Below are 18,304 nucleotides of genomic sequence, written 5' to 3' on the forward strand. Positions count from 1 at the left end.
GACGATGCGCCTATACAAGACCCCAGGTCTTAACCTCTTGGTCGAGCCAGCCGTCGGCCAGGCGATCGCATATCACCTGATCGACCACGGCCGAAAGATCACAGCCCTTCTTGGTCGCCACGCCGTAGCCCTGCTCGCCAAACTTGACCTCGGGTTGCAGCAGCTCAACGGTCTCGTTCATGTAACCGGCCAGCGTGGAGCGGTCCATGGCAAAGACGTCGATATTGCCGGCATCGAGCGAACTCTTGATAATGGGGTAGCCGCTAAAGGCCCTAAACTCGGGCTCGCAGCTAAAGCCGTTGTCCTTGATCATCTGCTCGATCAGGCCCTGCGTGGTGGCACCCTGGCTCACGCCAATGACCTTGCCGTCCAGGTCCTCAATCGAGGTAAAGCCCGAACGCTTCTTGACCATGAGTCCCACGTAGTCGGTACGGTACGGCGTCGAGAAATCCCAGCTCTTCTTGCGCTCGTCGGTGATGGTGTAGGTCGCCGCGACCACGTCGAGCTGGCCGTTATCGATCAGCGGGCCGCGCGTCTTGGGCGTTACGTCAGTAAACTCGACAAGCTCCTGGGCACGGGCCTCCTTGTAGCTCACGCCAAAGACGGCAGCGGCGATCTGGTAGCACAAATCGACCTCCATGCCCTCAAAGCGGCCCTTGGCGGTGTCGTAATAGCCGTAGCCAGGAACGTCCTTCTTAACGCCGGCATTCAGATGGCCACGCGACTTGATGGCCGCAAGCTTAGACCCCTTGTCGGAGTCCTCACCGCCGGTGGAGTTGCCGCAACCGGTAAGCGCGGTCCCCGTCAGCGCGAGCATACCGGCGCCCGCCAGCTGCAAAAAGTGGCGGCGCGACACGGCCGCCCTCGTCATATCCGTCATGTCCATCACCGCGCCTAGTGCAGAATCTTGGACAGAAACTCGCGGCAGCGCGGGTTCTCGGGGTTATCGAAGAAGTGCTCGGGTGTGCCCTCCTCCAGGATGCGGCCGTCCTCCATAAAGATGACGCGGTCGGCCACCTGGCGCGCAAAGCCCATCTCGTGCGTCACGCAGATCATGGTGATATCCTCCTGCGCGAGCTCGATCATAACGTCCAGGACTTCCTGGACCATCTCGGGGTCGAGTGCCGAGGTCGGCTCGTCAAACAGGATGATGGGCTGCTTGGTGCACAGGGCACGGGCAATGGCGATGCGCTGCTGCTGACCGCCCGAGAGGTTCTGCGGGTACTCGCCGGCCTTATGCGCCATGCCGACGCGCTTGAGCGCGGCGATGGCGATCTCGGTCGCCTCCTCCTTACTCTTCTTTTGCAGCTTGATGGGCGCGAGTGTCAGGTTGCCCAGCACCGTCATGTTGGGATATAGGTTGAACTGCTGAAACACCATGGAGCTGTACTTACGAGCCATCTCCAGATGATTCTTCTTGGTGAGCGGCGTACCGTCGATGATGACCTCGCCCGACGTGGGCTCCTCCAGATAATCGACGCAACGGATGAGCGTGGACTTGCCCGAGCCGGAAGGCCCGATCATTACGAGCTTCTCGCCGCGCTTGACGGTGAGGTTGATATCTTTGAGCACATGCAGGTCGCCAAAGTACTTGTTGAGATGCTTGATCTCGATCATGTCTGCCATGAATATCCCTTCCCTGCGCTTACACGAATTGCTCTATTTTACGGAAAGAACCACGTTTCCGCAGCCCACACTGCATTCCCGTAAAGAACCCGCAACCTTTAACCCACTCATTGGGGACAGACTTAAATGAGTACCCAGCCCACCAAAAAGGGGCGCGACCATGACGGCCACACCCCTCAAGACCCGAAAATAATACAACCGCCTTGTTGAGCATAAGTCAGCGAAAACCCGTACACGCGAGCAAGGTGACGTGAAATGAAAGGGCGCAGACCTCATGGTCGCGCCCTTGAAATTGAACGTCAGATTGCCGCGTGTACGGGTTTGCAGCGTCGAGCCGTTACGCGGTTTGGTAAAACCGCGTAACAAATTACGCGAGTTTGCCGCCGACGATCTTTGCCGCGGCCGGCTTATCGAAGTTGCCGCCGGTGGCCTTGCCGAGCGCCCCCATAACCTGGCCCATCTGCTTCTTGGACGTGGCGCCCAGCTCGGCGATGACCTGCTCAATCAGAGCCTCGAGCTCCTCGCCCGAAACCTGGGCGGGCAGCAGGCTCTCCAGAATCTTGACCTGCTCGGTCAGGTTGTCGGTACGATCTTGATCGGTACCGGCCTTGATGGACATCTCCAACGTCTCGCTTGTCTGCTTAATCAGACGCTTGATCATGCTGTTGACGTCTTCCTCGGTCACGTCGCGGCGCTCGTTGACCTCGATGTTCTTAACCTCGGCCTTGACCTGGCGAATGATAGACAGGCGAACCTTGTCCTTGGCCTTCATGGCGGCAATCATTTCCTGCTGCAGCTCTTCGTTGGTCATCTGCAAATCCTCCTCAATAACATGGGCGGCACTCGCACGAGCACCGCCCCTTGATTACTCAGTCGTCGACGAATCGTCGGTCGAGCTCTTGGTGACGCCCTTCAGGCTCACGTTATAGGGCACGTCCTTGGGCATGGGGTTGACGGTAATGTCGGCATCCTTCGTGTACTTCTCCAGCCACTCGTTGTATGCCGTGCCCGATGCCTGGGTCTTCACCACATTGGAAACGTACTTCTTAATAGCCTTGGGCACCTGATTGATGTCATCGACCTGGCCATCGACATGGAAGTAGTCGGTGCACTTGATGATGTGGTAGCCATACGTCGACTCGACCACGTCGCTCACATCGCCCTTGTTAAGGCCCTCGAGCGCCGTCTGGTAGCTGTCGACAAAGGTGGTGAGCTTATCCCAGCCCACGTCACCCTTCTTCTCCTTGGAACCGGTGTCGTCGGAATACTGCTTCACGGCATCCTCAAAGCTCAGCTCGCCGGAGTTGATCTTATCCAGGCACTCCTGCGCCTTGGCCTTGGCGGCGGCCTTGTCCTCGTCGGAAGCGTCGGAATCAACCTTGATCAGGATGTTCGACGAGCGGCGGGCATCGTTGTAGTTAGACAGGTTCTCGTTAATGTAATCGACAATCTCGCTGTCCTTGGGCTTGCTGGTGGGAGCAACGGCATCCTTAAGCTTCTGCTGCGCCAGGCTCTCCTTGAGCGAGTCCTTGTAGGTGTCCTCGGTATAGCCGTAGGTCTTAAGGGTCTCCTTAAAGGTCTTGGCGCCCCCCGCGCTCTTGCAGGCGTCCTTCCAAGCCTTCTCTACTTCCTCGTCCGAAACCGTCACGCCGTTCTCCTTCTGCGCCTGCTGGAGCAGAATCTGCTGCGTATAGGAATCGATGAGCTGTTTGCGGTACTTCTTGGGCGTCAGGTCGTTATTGACCAGATACTGCGCCCAATCCTTGTCCTTGGTATATCCGTAGGACGTGCGCATGCTCATGATCTGCTTGGTTACGGTGTCCTCGGTGAGGTTGGTTCCGTTGACGGTAGCAGCCACGCCGCCGGTCAGTTTGTAACCCGAGTTATTGTTCTCGGTCTGCGACATCAAACCGGAGCACGCCATGGCCGAGACGGAAAGCAGCATTGCCAGCACGCCGATAACCACCAGAACGATCTTGACGGTCTTGGACACATAGGTCTTGCGCTGCTTCTTGCGAGAGCTGGAGGCAGCGCGGGACCGTTGCTCGGGCGTCGGTGCGGCCTCTGGGTTCTTTTTCTTGTTTGCCATAGTTGGCCTTTCGCATCACGAATCGAACAAACGTCATTGTGTCACAACGCAGCCCCGCGGCACGCCTGGTGCATGGGAGACAGGTCAATCTGCACCATTTTGGTGCAAAGGGGACAGCTCCGACAGCTGGGGACGCTCCTTTTCTGCCGGCAGTTAGGGACAGCCCCCAAATGCCAGTCTTAGAAGTGGCGGCGGATGGCGTCGACCATGCCCTGGGACGAAGTCTGACCGAGCACGTCGGCTGCGGCGTCGGCATCCATAAAGATATTCATAAGCGCTTGCAGGGCCTCGACCTGGCCGCCCGGCTCGGCAATACCCAGATTGATGATGATCTGCGCCGGCACGGGGGCACCCATGCCCGCCATAGCATTGAACGTCACGGGCGCGGAGGGCTTCACCACCGCGATATAGGGCTTAGCCACAAACCCCGGATCGGTATGCGGAATGGCAATATTGGCCGCCGGCATGGCGAGGCCTGTGGGATAGATGTCCTCGCGCGTACGGACGGCATCGAGCCAACCGGACGCAATGTAGCCGCGCGGAGCGAGCTCGCCCTCGAGCCGCGCAAACACCTCATCCGGCGTCGCGCACTCCCAATCAAAAAACACCAGCTCAGGCGCGAATAGCATCTCGGCGTTATCCGCCATACCATCCTCCAAAGTTGCATGAGGTTCACAATGCCCCATATGATAGCGAAACCAGACAGGCAAGGTTAGCCGAGGATCCCAATCATCTCGAGTGCGCGGGCAGGCGTCAAGCACACCTCGGGCATCGCCTCCAGCATGCGCCGGTCGCTCGTGACCACGTAGTCAACATCTGCCGTCTCGCCCGAAGCGATGATGAGGTTGTCTTCGAGATCCGGCATGCGCTTGCCAAGCATGCGCGCCATCTCGCACTCTGCCAACGAAAGCGGAGAGGCAGTTGCCACCTGCATCATGTGCTCGATGCAGGCCCATGACGCCGAGGTAAACGGCACGTTAATCCCATTCGCATTCCGCCGGGCCAGACGCCGAGGCAGGATATAGAACACATCCTTTGCCGTCGTGGGCGTGTACAGAAGGTCAATCTTTCCCGCCTCGGCCAGTTCAACTAATCTCTTCGCTTCGTCGAACGCCCCCTCTTGCAGGTAATAATCGAGCCAAACGTTCGTATCTACCAAGAGACGCTTTGCCTCGATCATCGACAATTCGCCTCAATATCGGCAATCATCGTGTCATACATATCATCTCGTACGGCGTCCCAGTCTTCCGCAGATGATCCAACTGGCGCAAAATCCGAAGCACTTAGCCCCAGCGATGAAAAAGCTAGGCCACACCCCTGCTCAGCCAGGCTCTCCGCGCGGGGTGCCTCGCGCTTATCCGTCACCATAAATCCCGGCAACGCTTGATGCTCGACAAGATAGGCCCAAAGCGCACGAACGGCATCGCTCGGTCCCAATCCATTGCGTGTCAGGACCGCATCGCCACCAGCCTTGAGCATAGGATCGATTCGTGTGTTGAGCTGCACCGTTGCTGCACCCATAGCGGCTCCTCTCTACTTGCTAGCAGTATAGCAAACATAAAAGGCCACGCAAAAGGGCCCCGCCCACACACGGACGAGGCCCTATCGGATTTCTTGGAATGGGAATGGTGCCCGTCACGTTATCCAGAGCCCAAAATCAAAGAGGTATTAAGCTGATTGGGGCACATGTGATTCCATATGCCCCAATCAGCTTTTTGATAGTTTACATTGCAAGGAAAACCAAGCGAATCCTTTTACGCACGATGGCGCGCCGGATCAATTGCCACCTTGCCGCTCTCCAACACGTGGACGCGGCCGTCAGCGAGCATCTGCACGACCTCGGGATACAGCACGTGCTCGATCGCATGGATGTGCTCCTCGAGCGTGTCGACGTCCCAGCCTTCCTCAACGGCCAGCGCGCGCTGGGCGATGATGGGACCGTTGTCGTAGATCTCGTTGGCAAAATGCACAGTCACACCGGTCACCTTGACGCCGCGCGTAAAGGCATCGTCGATCGCATGCGCACCGGTAAAGCTCGGCAGCAGCGCCGGATGCAGATTGACAACGCGGTTGGGGAACGCCGCCAGCAGCGGCGTATGCACCATTCGCATGTAGCCAGCCATGACCACATACTCGCAGCCGCGCTCGAGAAGCTCGTGCGCAATAATCTCGTCGGCGGCGATAGGGTCGGCGTAGACACCCTTGGAGAGCGTCAGCGTCTGGATACCCGCACGCTCTGCACGCTGCAGGCCCTTGGCCGAAGGACGGCTCGACACCACGAGCTCGATCGAAGCATTGAGCTTGCCGGCGGCGATCAGGTCGATCAACGCCTGTAGGTTGGTGCCCGAACCGCTGATGAGCACGCCGATCTTGAGCGGCTCGGTGGTATCGGTGCCGGTCGGACGGGTATAGGGCGCAAAACCCAGGCCCTCGGCGGCAGCCGTCTGCTCGTTAGCGCTCATCGGAGTACACGACCTTACCGGAGCCCTCGACGCATTCGCCCACGCGGAACGGCTTCTCGCCCAGCGCGACCAGGGCATCGGTTACCGCGGCCTCATCTTCGGGAGCGACAATCAGGCACAGGCCGACGCCCATGTTGAAGGTCTTGCATGCCTCGTTGGGCGTAAGCTCGGCCTGGTGCGAAACATAGGTGATGACGGGCGGAATGTCCCAGCCCATCTCGGCGCCATTGCGGGTGACCACGGCGTCGACGTTCTCGGCCAACGCACGGTTAAGGTTCTCGGTGATGCCACCGCCGGTGATATGGGCGATGGCGTGCACCGGAGCGCCGCCGCGGAGCAGCTCAAGAATCGGCTTGACGTAGATGCGCGTGGGGGCCAGCAGAGCGTCTGCCAGTGATGCGCCGCCGAGCTCCTCGAGCGGACGGCTCAGCTCCTCGGCCTTAGCGGCGGCCTCGGGCGTACCCGGCTTGATGCCGTCAACGCCGATGACTTTACGCACGAGCGAGTAGCCGTTGGAGTGCACGCCGGTGGAGGGAAGGCCCAGAATCACGTCGCCGGGGCGGACGTTGGCGGGGTCGAGCATCTTGGGACGGTCGACGACACCCACGGTAAAGCCGGCGAGGTCGTAGTCGGCGGGAGCCATGACGCCCGGGTGCTCGGCCATCTCGCCGCCCACGAGCGCGCAGCCCGCGAGCTTGCAGCCGTCTGCCACGCCCTTGATGATCTTTGCCATGTGCTCGGCCTCGATGTGGCCGATGGCAACATAGTCCAGGAAGAACAGCGGCTCGGCGCCCGAAGCCAAAATGTCGTTGACGCACATGGCGACCAGGTCCTGGCCCACCGTCTCGTGACGGTCCATGATCTGGGCGAGGACGAGCTTGGTGCCCACGCCGTCGGTACCGCTGATCAGGATCGGGTCTTCCATATCCTTAAGCGCGGCGGCCGAGAACAGACCGCCAAAGCCACCGATGCCGCCGATAACCTCGGGACGGTTGGTATCCTTAACCATTTGCTTAATAGCGTCGACGGCGCGGCCGCCCTCGGCGGTATCGACGCCGGCATCCTCATACGTCACATGCTTGCTGTCGCTCATCTGAGCCTTCCTCTCCCACTACCGTTTGACACACAGACGCCAAACAGTGCTCATAGTTGCGTTCATATAGGCGCACACCGCAGCGGTGCGCGCCGCCAAATCAACAAAACAGCAGGTAAAACCTACCAAAATAAACCTGTCCCTAAATGGCAGGTTCTAGGCCTCGCCGTGCTTCTCTTCCCAGCTGCGGTCATCGTATTTCTCGACCACGGCGTCGTCGCCAAAGTGCAGCGGCTTATCCAGGTTGCGGGGCTTAAAGCCCTCCATAAACTTGTCGCGGCCAAAGCTCTCGGGAATCGCCACGGGATAACGGCCGGTAAAGCACGCATCGCAGTAGCCGCCCTTGGGCATGACCTTCAGCAGGCCCTCGACCGAAAGGAAGGCCAGCGAATCGGCGCCAATGTACTCGCAGATCTCATCGACCGTCTTGTTAGCGCTGATGAGCTGCGACTGCACGTCGGTATCGATGCCGTAGAAGCACGGCCAGATGACCTCGGGCGAGTTGATGCGGATGTGAATCTCCTTGGCGCCGGCGTTGCGCAGCATCTTGACGAGTTGCACCATGGTGGTGCCGCGAACGATGGAGTCGTCGATGACGACCAGGCGCTTGCCCTCGATATTGTCGCGCAGTGGATTGAGCTTCATGCGCACGCCCATGGCACGCAGCTCCTGCGTGGGCTCGATAAACGTACGGCCCACATAGCGATTCTTGATGAGGCCCTCGCCAAAGGGAATGCCGCTCTCGCGCGAATAACCCTCCGCAGGCGGCAGACCGGAGTCGGGCACGCCGATGACCAGGTCGGCATCGACGGGCTCCTCGTGTGCCAGCTGACGACCCATGTCGTAACGGCAGGCGTAGACGCTCTTGCCATTCATGATGGAGTCGGGGCGGGCAAAGTAGACCTGCTCAAAGATGCAGTTAGCGGGCTCTTTGGCAGCGGGCACACCCTGCTCGGATACCAGGCCCTCGGCACTGATGCGCAAGATCTCGCCGGGACGGACATCACGGACATACTCGGCGCCCACGATATCGAGTGCACATGTCTCGGAGGCAACGACCCAGCCGCCAGCGCGCGTGACATGAGCGGCAGCGTCGACCCTCGCGGCGTCGTCTTGCGACGGTAGCTGCGAAACAGATGCGGCGTCGGCCTGGTCCAGGCCCTCGTCCACGAGCTTGCCCAGCACCAGCGGACGAATGCCATGCGGGTCGCGGAAAGCGTAGAGTGCCTGCTCGTTGATGAGCGTCATGGCGTAGCCGCCGCGCACGAGCTCCATGGTCTTGCGAATGCCCTCGCGCAGGTGGCCCGTACACTGGGTAAAGTAGCCAATGAGCTTGGTCGCGACCTCGGAATCCGAATTGGAGAGGAACGGCACGCCGAGCTCGATCAGCTGGCGGCGCAGCTCGTCAGTGTTAACCAGGGTGCCGTTGTGCGCAAGCGCGATGATGACGCTGTTGATGGTGGAAAGATGCGGCTGCGAGGCTTCCCAGCTCTTGGCGCCGGCGGTGCCATAGCGCACGTGGCCCACAGCCAACTGGCCGGAGAGCGTCGACAGGTCGGCGTTGGAGAACACGCGATCGAGCAGTCCCAGGTCTTTGCGAACCATAACCGTGCCGCCATCGCCCACGGCGATTCCCGCCGATTCCTGGCCGCGATGCTGCAGCGCACGCAGACCAAAGTACGTCAGTCGAGCCACGTCGCGATCGGGTGCCCACACACCAAAGATGCCGCATTCCTCATGCAGCTGGTCGGAGTCCGGATCATACGTCGACATGGTCGTCAGCCGTCCCGTAGCACGCTCGGCCGCGCGGATGGTTTCTTGAGACATGGCATCCCCTCAGAGCCTCGTTATTTGGCGTTACCTGCCCTATTATACGCACGGCAAGACAAGCACTCCCGCGCATGAACAGCGGTTTTTAAAAGCCCACCGAGCTTATAATCCGTTTTGCGGCCAAACATTTTATTGGGTAGTCCACTCTCAGGGGCAACGGCCTCGAAGACTTCCCGTGCGCCGTGTCTCGCCCGCGCTAGGGGCTACATTGTTGCAATTGGGACGTTCGTCCTGTCTTTTAGCTGGTCGTCGGCGTATCCTTGTAGGCTACTACAAGACGAGAAAGGTAGCGTATGGATCGAAATCAACTCGACCCCAGTGTCCCCAGCACCACGGAGGCCAAGAAGATCCCCCTTATCATCAAGGTCTACGCAGTCCTGTGCACCCTATCTGGCGTGGGCACGCTCCCGTCAGTCGCCGTCTTTATGTGGCAGGTCATCACCGCACTCATTAACGGCAACGTCGCCGCTAAGCTCGGTGATAACACCCTGGTCGCGGTTGGCCTTATCGTCGCCGGCATTATGCTCTCGGCGGCAAGCGCGATCATCTTGATCGTCTTTGGCCTGGACCTCATCAAGGACCAGCGGCGCAATGCCGCCCGCCTGTCTTACGTCCTCATCGCATTTACCGTCGTGGAGCTTTTAGTTGACGTGATGCTCCAGGGTATCGGACCCTTCCTGCTGCGCCCCGCCGTCCAGCTTGTCATCCTCATTGCGCTGTCGGCCACCGTCGACCCCACGCTACGCCAGGAGCGCGAACTGCAGCGCCGTTTGCAAGAGATGCTCGACCGCGATGCCGCCGCCGAGGGGATGCTCGGCCGCGACGAAACCGGCGAGGGCTACATCAAGCTCAACTACTTCAACCTGTTCTGGGTATTCTTCGTCTGCAGCGTGTTAGGTCTCATTCTCGAGGAAGTCTGGCATATGGTCGTCGTCGATCCCGGCGTCTATCAGGACCGTGCCGGTATGCTATTTGGCCCCTTTAGCCCCATCTACGGATTTGGCGCGGTGCTCATGACCATGGCGCTCAACCGCTTCTATAAAAAGAATCCTCTGATCATTTTCCTGGTAAGTGCCCTGATCGGCGGCGCTTTCGAGGTATTTGTAGGCTGGTTTATGCAGACCTCATTTGGCGTGGTGTCGTGGAGCTATTCACACATTAGGCTATTCGGCATGCCCGATCCCATCGCGGTATTGACCGGGGGACGCACATGCACGCCGTTTGCCTGCATGTGGGGCCTGGGTGGCCTCATCTGGATCAAGGTCTTGCTGCCGCGCCTGCTTAAGCTCATCAATATGATTCCATGGAAACGCCGCTACTCTGCTACCGTCATCCTGACCGCCGTCATGTTGATCGACGGCGTCATGACGTTGCAATCGCTCGACTATTGGTATCAGCGCGTCAACGGAACCGTTCGAAATATTCCCGTCGCACAGTTCTATGACAAGCATTTCGATAACGAATATATGGAGAACCGTTTTCAGAGTATGACCATGAGCCCCAAGGACGCCACACGCGTGTAGCAAACGCCAGAGCAAAATAGCTCCAACACATCAAAGCCCGCTGGCAGATCTACATGAACTGCCGGCGGGCTTTCGCTATAGACAGACTCGGATTGCCGACGAGGCCTTACGCCTCGCGCTCGACCTCGCTCACGCACTCGTTCTTGATGGTGCCGACGAGCGACTGCAGCGCATCGACCACATGCGGGCGGATATCCCCTCCAATAAGTACAAGCATGATGTCATCGCCCACGGCAAGCTCACCGCTCGCCAGCCATACGCGCACATAGCCGATGCCGGGCATCGCACGCGTCGCTTCGATGGCAGACCGTACCTTGTCGGCGTCGTAGCCAAACACCATGCCGCTTACTTTATGACCCGGCGCCACGCCATCGGTCTTGACACCACGGGCCTCAGACTTGGGCGTTGCGCGCACCACGCCGTTATGCGTCAGGTACATACCGCACGCCGGTGCCGAGACGTCGGCCTTGGCCTCGCGCAGCCAGACATCGACCGAAGGCATCAATTTGCCGCTTTCAAGCATCGCTTCCCCTTTTTTCCGTCGTCGAGTAGCTAATTTGGGACGGGGCTCTTTTAGCTACCCCGGGTATGCAGAATGATTTTGCTGGGTTAGGTGACTGGGGTAGCTAAAAGAGCCCCGTCCCAAATTAGCTACTCTCGAACCGCTTATTCCTCGACCGGCGTGAGTACCATGACTGCGCGCGTATTGCTAAATGACAGTGAGCGGCAGGTCACAAGTGTTACGACCTTGGTTGCCGAAGCGGCACGATCGGTGGCATCGCTCGCCACGGCAGAGGCACCGTCGAGCATCTCGGACAGATAATTTGTCAGCCCGTCGTCGCCCTCAAAGTTGGTCGCGCGCGCCTTGGAGTACGTATCCTCAACCACCTTGGTAGCCAGCGGTCTCAGCTTATACGTGCCATCGCGCGTGATGTAGTACACGTACTCGATGCTATCGAACGTCGCCTGGTCGGTGGTGTCCGAGATCACATTAAACATCGATCCGTCGTTCATATGGTGGCCGTAGATTGTCGTCTGCTGGTCCACCATGCCCGGCGCGACATCTTCGAAGTCCAAGAAAATCGCACCCGACGCATTGGACGTACCGTCAAACAGCGTGTTGAGGTATTTAGAGTTGTCCTTGGCCTGCACCACGGGATAGTTGATGTTGGTATCCGGCACATAAATCCATCCCACGATCTCGGGATTTGCCTTAGCAAGAGCGTCAAAATCGACAATCGGCACGCCGCTCGCATCCTTATCGCTCACGTACTGCTTCTCGATCTTTTGGTACGAATCGCTTGCCTGCTTATAGCCAATCTGAGCATTGATAAAGATGGCGGCGGCGGCAACGATCAGACCGATGCCCACGATGATGAGCAGAATGGGGATGATGGAGCGGCGTTTCTTACGCGGCGGCTCGGTGTAGCTGGACGGAGCGCCGCTCGGTTGCCTCGTCGACCGGGCCTGCTTCTTTGCCGTGCCATATGACGAGGGGCGAAACGCAGCCGGCGTATCCTGACGGCGATGGGACGTCGGCGTTACGGGGCGCGGCGCACGAGCCTGTTGAGGAGAGGATGCCCGACCCTGCTGCATGGAGCGGGCCGATCCCGACTTGGATGGATCGGGGATCTGAGAAGCCGAGAAACGTTTTCCCTGATAGTCGGACATGACTCTCCCTATGATTACAACGGAACGGCAAGCCGCTTAAGCGTCAGCCATCTCCTGCTTCATCTTCTCGATAATTGCGCGATACTCGGGATCGCAAGCACCCAGAATCTGCGTGGCGTAGATGGCGGCGTTCTTGGCGCCGTTGATGGCAACGCATGCCACAGGCACGCCCGAAGGCATCTGCACCATCGACAGCAGCGAATCCATGCCACCCAGATCACTCGTCTTCATAGGCACGCCGATAACCGGCAGCGGCGTAAAGGCAGCCACGACACCGCCCAGATGCGCGGCCTTGCCGGCTGCGGCGATAATCACCTTGATGCCACGGTCGGCGGCAGTCGAAGCCCACTCGTGGACCTTCGCTGGCGTACGGTGCGCGCTGGCAATCACGAGCTCATAGGGCACACCGAGCGCCTCGAGCTCGGCGGTGCAGCCTTCCATAACGCCCAGATCGGACTTGGAACCCATGATGATCCCGACAACCGGCTTTTGATCTGCCATAAACAAAGACCTCCTGTTGAGAGCGGTGACGCGGCCAATCCGCGACCCTTAACTACTGAGAGTAGTATAGCTGCTCCCGTCCCTGCGGTCTGTTGGTGCTCTGCGGCGGCCCGGTGTTTTCATCTTCACTCCGGTTGCTACGCAAAGTCGCTCAGCTAAATAACCCAGCCCGCCGCGGGGCACCCGGGGACCTACCGGGGATTGCCATGACGTACGTTGGCTGAAATATTAACGTGGGCGCCGCCGTTCGAATGAACGGCGGCGCCCACACTCACTTTTCATTTAGCCCTAGTCATCGCGCAAAGTCCCTTCGACAGCACACGGTGCAGCAAAGTCACCGCAGGCCGGGGGGGGGGGGGGGGGGGGGGGGGGGGCGGCGCGGCCCGCGCCCCCCCCCCCCCCCCCCCCCCCCCCCCCCCCCCCCCCCCCCCCCCCCCCCCCCCCCCCCCCCCCCCCCCCCGACCAGGTCACATTACACCGTGTACTGCGGCAGGTCCTGCAGGGCGATGACGTCCATGCCCATGTCGTTGGCGCTGCCGTGGCCCTGCTGGTCCTCGCGCACCGCCTCGATAGCACTCACGTAGGTGTTGGCGGCAGACATCGCCGTCACGCAGGTCACGCCGCGGCGCACCGCCTCGGTGCGCAACAGATAGCCGTCGCCGCGCGAGCCCGGGCCGTACGGCGTATTGATGATCACCGCGATCTTGCCATCGGCGATAAGGTCACCGATGTTGGGGCGCTCGCCGTCGTGCGGGCCGCTGATCTTTTCCACGACCTCGCACGTCACATTGCCTCCACGCAGCACGCGCGCCGTACCCTCGGTAGAGCAGATGTCAAAGCCCAGATAGCGCAGGATACGGGCAACCGAAAGGATATGGCGCTTGTCGCGATCGCACACGCTAATGAACACCTTGCCAGCGCTCGGATCGGGCAGTTTGTAGTCAATCGCCAGCTGTGTCTTGGCGTATGCCTCGGGATAGCTCTTGGCTACACCCATGACCTCGCCCGTCGACTTCATCTCGGGCCCCAGGATAACGTCGGCTCCCGGGAAACGACCCCAGGGCATAACGGCTTCCTTCATGCAGAAGCAGTCCAGCTGGCGCTCGTCGCTCGGCAGGCCCAGGCTCGCGATGGAATCGCCCGCCATGATGCGCGCCGCGCACTTGGCCAGCGGCACGCCGGTGGCCTTGGAGATAAACGGCACGGTACGGCTGGCACGCGGGTTGGCCTCGATCACGTAGACGGTCTCGCCCTTGATGGCATACTGCACATTGACCAGGCCGCGAACCCCCAGCGCCATCGCGATGCGGCGCGTGGTCTCGCGGAGCTTCGCCTGCAGACTCTCGCTAAAGCTAAACGGCGGAATGCAAGTCGCGGAGTCACCGGAGTGGATACCGGCCTCCTCGATATGCTCCAGAATACCGCCGATGTAGACCTCCTCGCCGTCACACAGGGCATCGACATCGGACTCGATCGCGCCCTCCAGGAAGCGGTCGAGGTACACCGGGTAGTCGGGGCTAATGCGGGCAGCCTCGGCCATGTAATCGTGCAGATGCTTGGCATCGTAGGCGATCATCATGCCGCGGCCGCCCAACACATAGCTCGGACGAACCAGCAGCGGGTAGCCGATATGCGCGGCCACGGCCTCGGCCTCCTCAAACGAGGTGGCCTGACCCGCCGGCGGGTACATAATACCCAGCTTGTCGAGCAGGGCGGCAAAGCGCTCGCGGTCCTCGGCAAAATCGATGGCATCGGGCTTAGTACCCATGATGTTCACGCCGCTCTCCTCGAGCATGCGCGCCAGCTTAAGCGGGGTCTGGCCGCCGAGCGTCACCACGACGCCGTCGGGGCGCTCAACATCGATAACGTCCATGACGTCCTCGTAGGTGAGCGGCTCAAAGTACAGACGATCGGACGTGTCGTAGTCGGTCGAGACGGTCTCGGGATTGCAGTTGACCATGATGGTCTCGAAGCCACGGGCCGCCAGCGCATAGCTTGCGTGCACGCAGCAGTAGTCAAACTCGATACCCTGGCCGATACGGTTGGGGCCGGCACCCAGAATCATCGCCTTGGGCTTATCTGCCGGCGTGGTCTCGTCGGGGGCAACGTACTTCTTGGCGACCGGGCTCGTGCGGTAGATGTTTTCGTAGGTCTTGTAGTGATACTCCGTGGCACTCGAGAACTCAGCAGCGCAGGTGTCGACCGTCTTCATGCTGGGAACCACGCCCAGACCCTTACGGTAAGCGCGAACAAAGCGCTCGTCCGAGCCGGTCAGCGCGGCAATCTCGGCATCGCTCGTGCCATACTGCTTGAGCAGGCGCATCGCGTCGGCGTCGATGTCCTCCACGCGCAGGCCGCGAATGCTCTCCTGGACCTGCACCATATCGTTGATACGGTTGAGATACCACGGATCGATGCCGCAGATGGCATGGATGCGCGCGACATCCCAGCCACGACGCAGGGCCTCGACCACAAAGAAGATGCGGTGCTCAGTCGGGGTGCCCACGGCCTGAGCGAGCTCGTCGTCGCTCAGCTTATCGGCACCTTCCTTGCCACCAGCGCAAATGCCCTGATGTCCGTCCTCCAGCGAGCGCATGGCCTTGCCAAAGGCCTCCTCAAAGGTGCGGCCGATCGCCATGATCTCGCCCACGGCTTTCATGCGCGTTGTGAGCGTGGGGTCGGTACCCTTGAACTTCTCAAAGGCAAAGCGCGGCACCTTGACCACACAGTAGTCGATCGTGGGCTCAAAGCAGGCAGGCGTGGCTTTGGTGATGTCGTTGACGATCTCGTCGAGCGTGTAGCCCACGGCCAGGCGAGCGGCGACCTTGGCGATGGGGAAGCCCGTGGCCTTGGAGGCCAGTGCGGACGAACGGCTCACGCGCGGGTTCATCTCGATGACGATCAGGCGACCGGTCTGCGGGTTCACGGCAAACTGCACGTTGGAGCCACCGGTCTCGACGCCGATCTTCTCCAGAATGGCGAGCGAGGCGACACGCATGCGCTGATACTCAAGGTCGGAGAGGGTCTGCGCCGGCGCCACGGTGATGGAGTCGCCGGTATGCACGCCCATGGGGTCGAGGTTCTCGATGGAGCACACGATGATGCCGTTGCCGGCGTGGTCGCGCATGACCTCCATCTCGTACTCTTTCCAACCCTCGATGGACTCCTCGACCAGTACCTCGTGGGCGGGCGAAAGCTCAAGGCCCTGGCTCACGATGGAGACGAGCTCCTCGTGGGTGTGCGCGATGCCGCCGCCGGCGCCGCCCAGGGTAAAGCTCGGGCGCAGCACGCAGGGATATCCCACGCGCTCGGCGATGGCCTCGGCGTCGGCCACGCTGTAGGCATAGCCCGAGCGCGCGACCTCCAGGCCGATCTCGGCCATGGCCTCGTTAAAGAGCTTGCGGTCCTCGCCGCGCTCGATGGCGGCAAGGTCGCAGCCGATCATCTCGACGCCGTACTGGTCGAGCGTGCCGTCCTTTGCCAGCTCGACGGCGGCGTTCAGACCGGTCTGGCCGCCCAGCGTGGGCAGCAGCGCGTCCGGGCGCTCCTTCTTGATCACGCGCTCGATAAATTCGGCGGTGATGGGCTCGACATAGGTGCGGTCGGCCAGGCCCGGGTCGGTCATGATGGTCGCCGGGTTGGAGTTGACCAGGATGACCTCAAAGCCATCCTCCTTGAGCACCTTGCAGGCCTGGGCGCCGGAGTAATCGAACTCGCAGGCCTGGCCAATGACGATGGGACCCGAACCAATGACGAGGATACGCTTGATGTCAGTACGCTTAGGCATGTTAGTTCTCCTCGGTCTCGGTCGTGGCGGAACCATTGTCGGCAAAGTTCCAGCCCTGCAGGCGGTCCTTCGCGGTGTCGATGTCCAGGTAGTTCTCCTCGCCGTCCATGAGTCGCGTAAAGGCGGTAAAGAGATAGTGGGCATCGGTGGGGCCGGGCGAGGCCTCGGGGTGGTACTGGACCGAGAAGCACGGGGCGTCGAGCAGCTGAATGCCCTCGGCGGTGCCGTCGTTGAGGTTCACGTGCGTCAGGCGAATGCGGCCAAAGCGCTCGTTCATCACGACGGGCGCGATACCACGGCGCACCCAGACGCGCAGATCGCCGTCGGCCGCATGCTCGGTCTCGCCGCCCGAAAGTTCGGGGACAAGCTTGCCCAAGCTGGGGAACAGCAGGCCAAAGCCATGGTTTTGCGCGGTAATTTCCACGCGGCGGCTGACCAGATTCATAACCGGCTGGTTACCGCCACGGTGACCGAATTTGAGCTTTTCCATCTGGGCACCGCATGCCAAGCTGATCATCTGGTGACCTAAGCAAATGCCAAAGACGGGCACCTTGCCGATCAGCTGCTGCACCTGCTCGTAGGTCTCTACCACGGCATCGGGGTCGCCGGGACCGTTGGACAAAAAGACGCCATCGGGATTCATGTCGAGTACCTGACGCGCGGGTGTATCCCATGGCACGACGGTGAGGGCGCAGCCAGCACGGACCAGACCCTCCAGGATGCCACGCTTGACACCGCAGTCGTACGCGACCACGTTGTGGCGGGCGGGAGCGGGGGCCGCAAGCGCAAAGCCATGCTCGGCAGGCAGATCGCTTCCGGCGAACGGATGGGGCGCAGGGCAGCTCACGGTCTTGACCAGGTTCTCCCCCACCAGCGTGGGAGCAGAGGCCAAGCGCTCGGCAAGCTCGTCGATGTCGAGGACCTCGGTCGAGATAATGCCCATCTTGGAGCCATTGTCGCGCAGGTGGCGCACCAGGGCTCGGGTGTCGACGCCCTCGATAGCGACGATGCCGTGTGCGCGCAGGTACTCTGGCACGCTGACGGCCGAGCGCCAGTTAGAAGGCGTGGCACACATGTCGCGCACGATCATGCCGCGCATGGCGGGAGCACTCGCAGGGCGTACGTCATCGCCGGGGAAGGCGGACTGGACATCGGTCTCGTCGATGCCATAGTTGCCAATCTGCGGATAGGTCATGGTAACGATCTGGCCAGCATAGCTCGGGTCGGTCATAACCTCAAAGTAACCCTCGAGTGAGGTATTGAAGCAGACTTCGCCGGTCGCGGTGCCCTCGGCACCACATGCACGGCCATAAAAAATGGTCCCATCCTCAAGGTACAGGATGCAGGGACCGCAAGCACCCTTGCTAGTTTTGGCCAGCATGCGCTGGCACAGTTCGCTGGGCGCGATGGTGCGGGCGGCAGCGCCCGCAATATGGTTGTTCGCCATAGTTCTCCTTCCCGGTCTCTCGGGACCGGCTTAAAGGTGTGTAGTTAGGCCTCGTGGTATTCTAACCGTAAGTATGCCGTATGGCGTTAATTACATAGAATTGTTTACAAAATGATAATTATGACTTCTTATGCATAATGATTTTTCTGGGACGGGGATTAAAAAAGGCTCTGTTAGACCAGGATTGACATGCCGACCTGCCGGCTAACTCGCCGTCTCCTCGTCGGGCGCCGGCGTCTTGACCCTCATCTCGAACGGCATCCCGCCCTCTCGGA

Annotated in this window: 16 protein-coding genes; 1 reads left to right on the plus strand and 15 read right to left on the minus strand. The window is 60.5% G+C overall.

The features are described 5' to 3' along the window. Positions 1–10: 10 nt before the first annotated feature. The 10 genes from ACTQ0H_RS07095 to ACTQ0H_RS07140 form a co-directional block, all read right to left on the minus strand. Entirely contained in the window at positions 11–886 is an 876-nt protein-coding gene (locus tag ACTQ0H_RS07095; protein ID WP_441538476.1) for a transporter substrate-binding domain-containing protein, read from the minus strand. 8 nt (positions 887–894) lie between these two features. After that, positions 895–1,626 carry an amino acid ABC transporter ATP-binding protein gene (locus ACTQ0H_RS07100; RefSeq protein ID WP_055251548.1) on the minus strand — a complete coding sequence of 244 codons (732 nt, stop codon included), beginning with the start codon at positions 1,624–1,626 and terminating at the stop codon, positions 895–897. 367 nt (positions 1,627–1,993) lie between these two features. Beyond that, positions 1,994–2,437: a GatB/YqeY domain-containing protein gene (locus ACTQ0H_RS07105; protein ID WP_427795123.1), complete on the minus strand. Its 444-nt coding sequence runs from the start codon at positions 2,435–2,437 to the stop codon at positions 1,994–1,996. Positions 2,438–2,491: 54 nt separating this feature from the next. Continuing rightward, positions 2,492–3,715, minus strand: a complete 1,224-nt coding sequence (locus ACTQ0H_RS07110) for a peptidylprolyl isomerase (RefSeq protein WP_441538478.1) — start codon at positions 3,713–3,715, stop codon at positions 2,492–2,494. 179 nt (positions 3,716–3,894) lie between these two features. Further along, positions 3,895–4,362, minus strand: a complete 468-nt coding sequence (locus ACTQ0H_RS07115; protein ID WP_441538480.1) for a PTS sugar transporter subunit IIA — start codon at positions 4,360–4,362, stop codon at positions 3,895–3,897. A 65-nt stretch (positions 4,363–4,427) separates the two neighbouring features. Beyond that, positions 4,428–4,895, minus strand: coding sequence for a PIN domain-containing protein (locus ACTQ0H_RS07120; RefSeq protein ID WP_441538482.1), 468 nt, complete (start codon positions 4,893–4,895; stop codon positions 4,428–4,430). Beyond that, a complete protein-coding gene (locus tag ACTQ0H_RS07125; protein WP_427795604.1) occupies positions 4,892–5,236 on the minus strand; it encodes a type II toxin-antitoxin system RelB/DinJ family antitoxin in 345 nt (114 codons plus the stop codon). Before ACTQ0H_RS07125 ends, ACTQ0H_RS07120 begins: the two co-directional genes overlap by 4 nt. Positions 5,237–5,469: 233 nt before the next feature. Continuing rightward, positions 5,470–6,177: a phosphoribosylglycinamide formyltransferase gene (gene purN, locus ACTQ0H_RS07130; RefSeq protein WP_441538484.1), complete on the minus strand. Its 708-nt coding sequence runs from the start codon at positions 6,175–6,177 to the stop codon at positions 5,470–5,472. Beyond that, entirely contained in the window at positions 6,167–7,270 is a 1,104-nt protein-coding gene (purM, locus tag ACTQ0H_RS07135; protein ID WP_441538486.1) for a phosphoribosylformylglycinamidine cyclo-ligase, read from the minus strand. The genes purN and purM overlap by 11 nt, the downstream gene beginning before the upstream one ends. Positions 7,271–7,426: 156 nt before the next feature. Continuing rightward, a complete protein-coding gene (locus tag ACTQ0H_RS07140; protein WP_441048755.1) occupies positions 7,427–9,097 on the minus strand; it encodes an amidophosphoribosyltransferase in 1,671 nt (556 codons plus the stop codon). Between the two features lie 296 nt (positions 9,098–9,393). Between ACTQ0H_RS07140 and ACTQ0H_RS07145 the strand changes: the two genes are divergently transcribed. Continuing rightward, positions 9,394–10,623: a putative ABC transporter permease gene (locus ACTQ0H_RS07145; RefSeq protein ID WP_148331752.1), complete on the plus strand. Its 1,230-nt coding sequence runs from the start codon at positions 9,394–9,396 to the stop codon at positions 10,621–10,623. A gap of 106 nt (positions 10,624–10,729) precedes the next feature. Here the strand turns inward: ACTQ0H_RS07145 and ACTQ0H_RS07150 are convergent, their stop codons facing one another. The 5 genes from ACTQ0H_RS07150 to carA all read right to left on the minus strand — a co-directional run bounded on the left by ACTQ0H_RS07150 (position 10,730) and on the right by carA (position 18,029). Next, positions 10,730–11,146 (minus strand): molybdenum cofactor biosynthesis protein MoaE, encoded by a 417-nt coding sequence (locus tag ACTQ0H_RS07150; RefSeq protein WP_441538488.1) that lies wholly within the window; start codon positions 11,144–11,146, stop codon positions 10,730–10,732. 143 nt (positions 11,147–11,289) lie between these two features. Beyond that, on the minus strand, positions 11,290–12,294 hold the full coding sequence (locus ACTQ0H_RS07155) for a class B sortase (protein WP_441538490.1): 1,005 nt from the start codon (positions 12,292–12,294) through the stop codon (positions 11,290–11,292). Between the two features lie 36 nt (positions 12,295–12,330). Then, positions 12,331–12,795, minus strand: coding sequence for a 5-(carboxyamino)imidazole ribonucleotide mutase (gene purE / locus ACTQ0H_RS07160; protein ID WP_154516732.1), 465 nt, complete (start codon positions 12,793–12,795; stop codon positions 12,331–12,333). A 472-nt stretch (positions 12,796–13,267) separates the two neighbouring features. After that, positions 13,268–16,582, minus strand: a complete 3,315-nt coding sequence (gene carB, locus ACTQ0H_RS07165) for a carbamoyl-phosphate synthase large subunit (protein ID WP_441538492.1) — start codon at positions 16,580–16,582, stop codon at positions 13,268–13,270. A 1-nt stretch (position 16,583) separates the two neighbouring features. After that, positions 16,584–18,029, minus strand: coding sequence for a glutamine-hydrolyzing carbamoyl-phosphate synthase small subunit (carA, locus tag ACTQ0H_RS07170; RefSeq protein ID WP_441538494.1), 1,446 nt, complete (start codon positions 18,027–18,029; stop codon positions 16,584–16,586). Between the last annotated feature and the right edge of the window lie 275 nt (positions 18,030–18,304).

The organism is Collinsella sp. LCP21S3_A3 (assembly GCF_052118905.1).
Classification (GTDB): domain Bacteria; phylum Actinomycetota; class Coriobacteriia; order Coriobacteriales; family Coriobacteriaceae; genus Collinsella.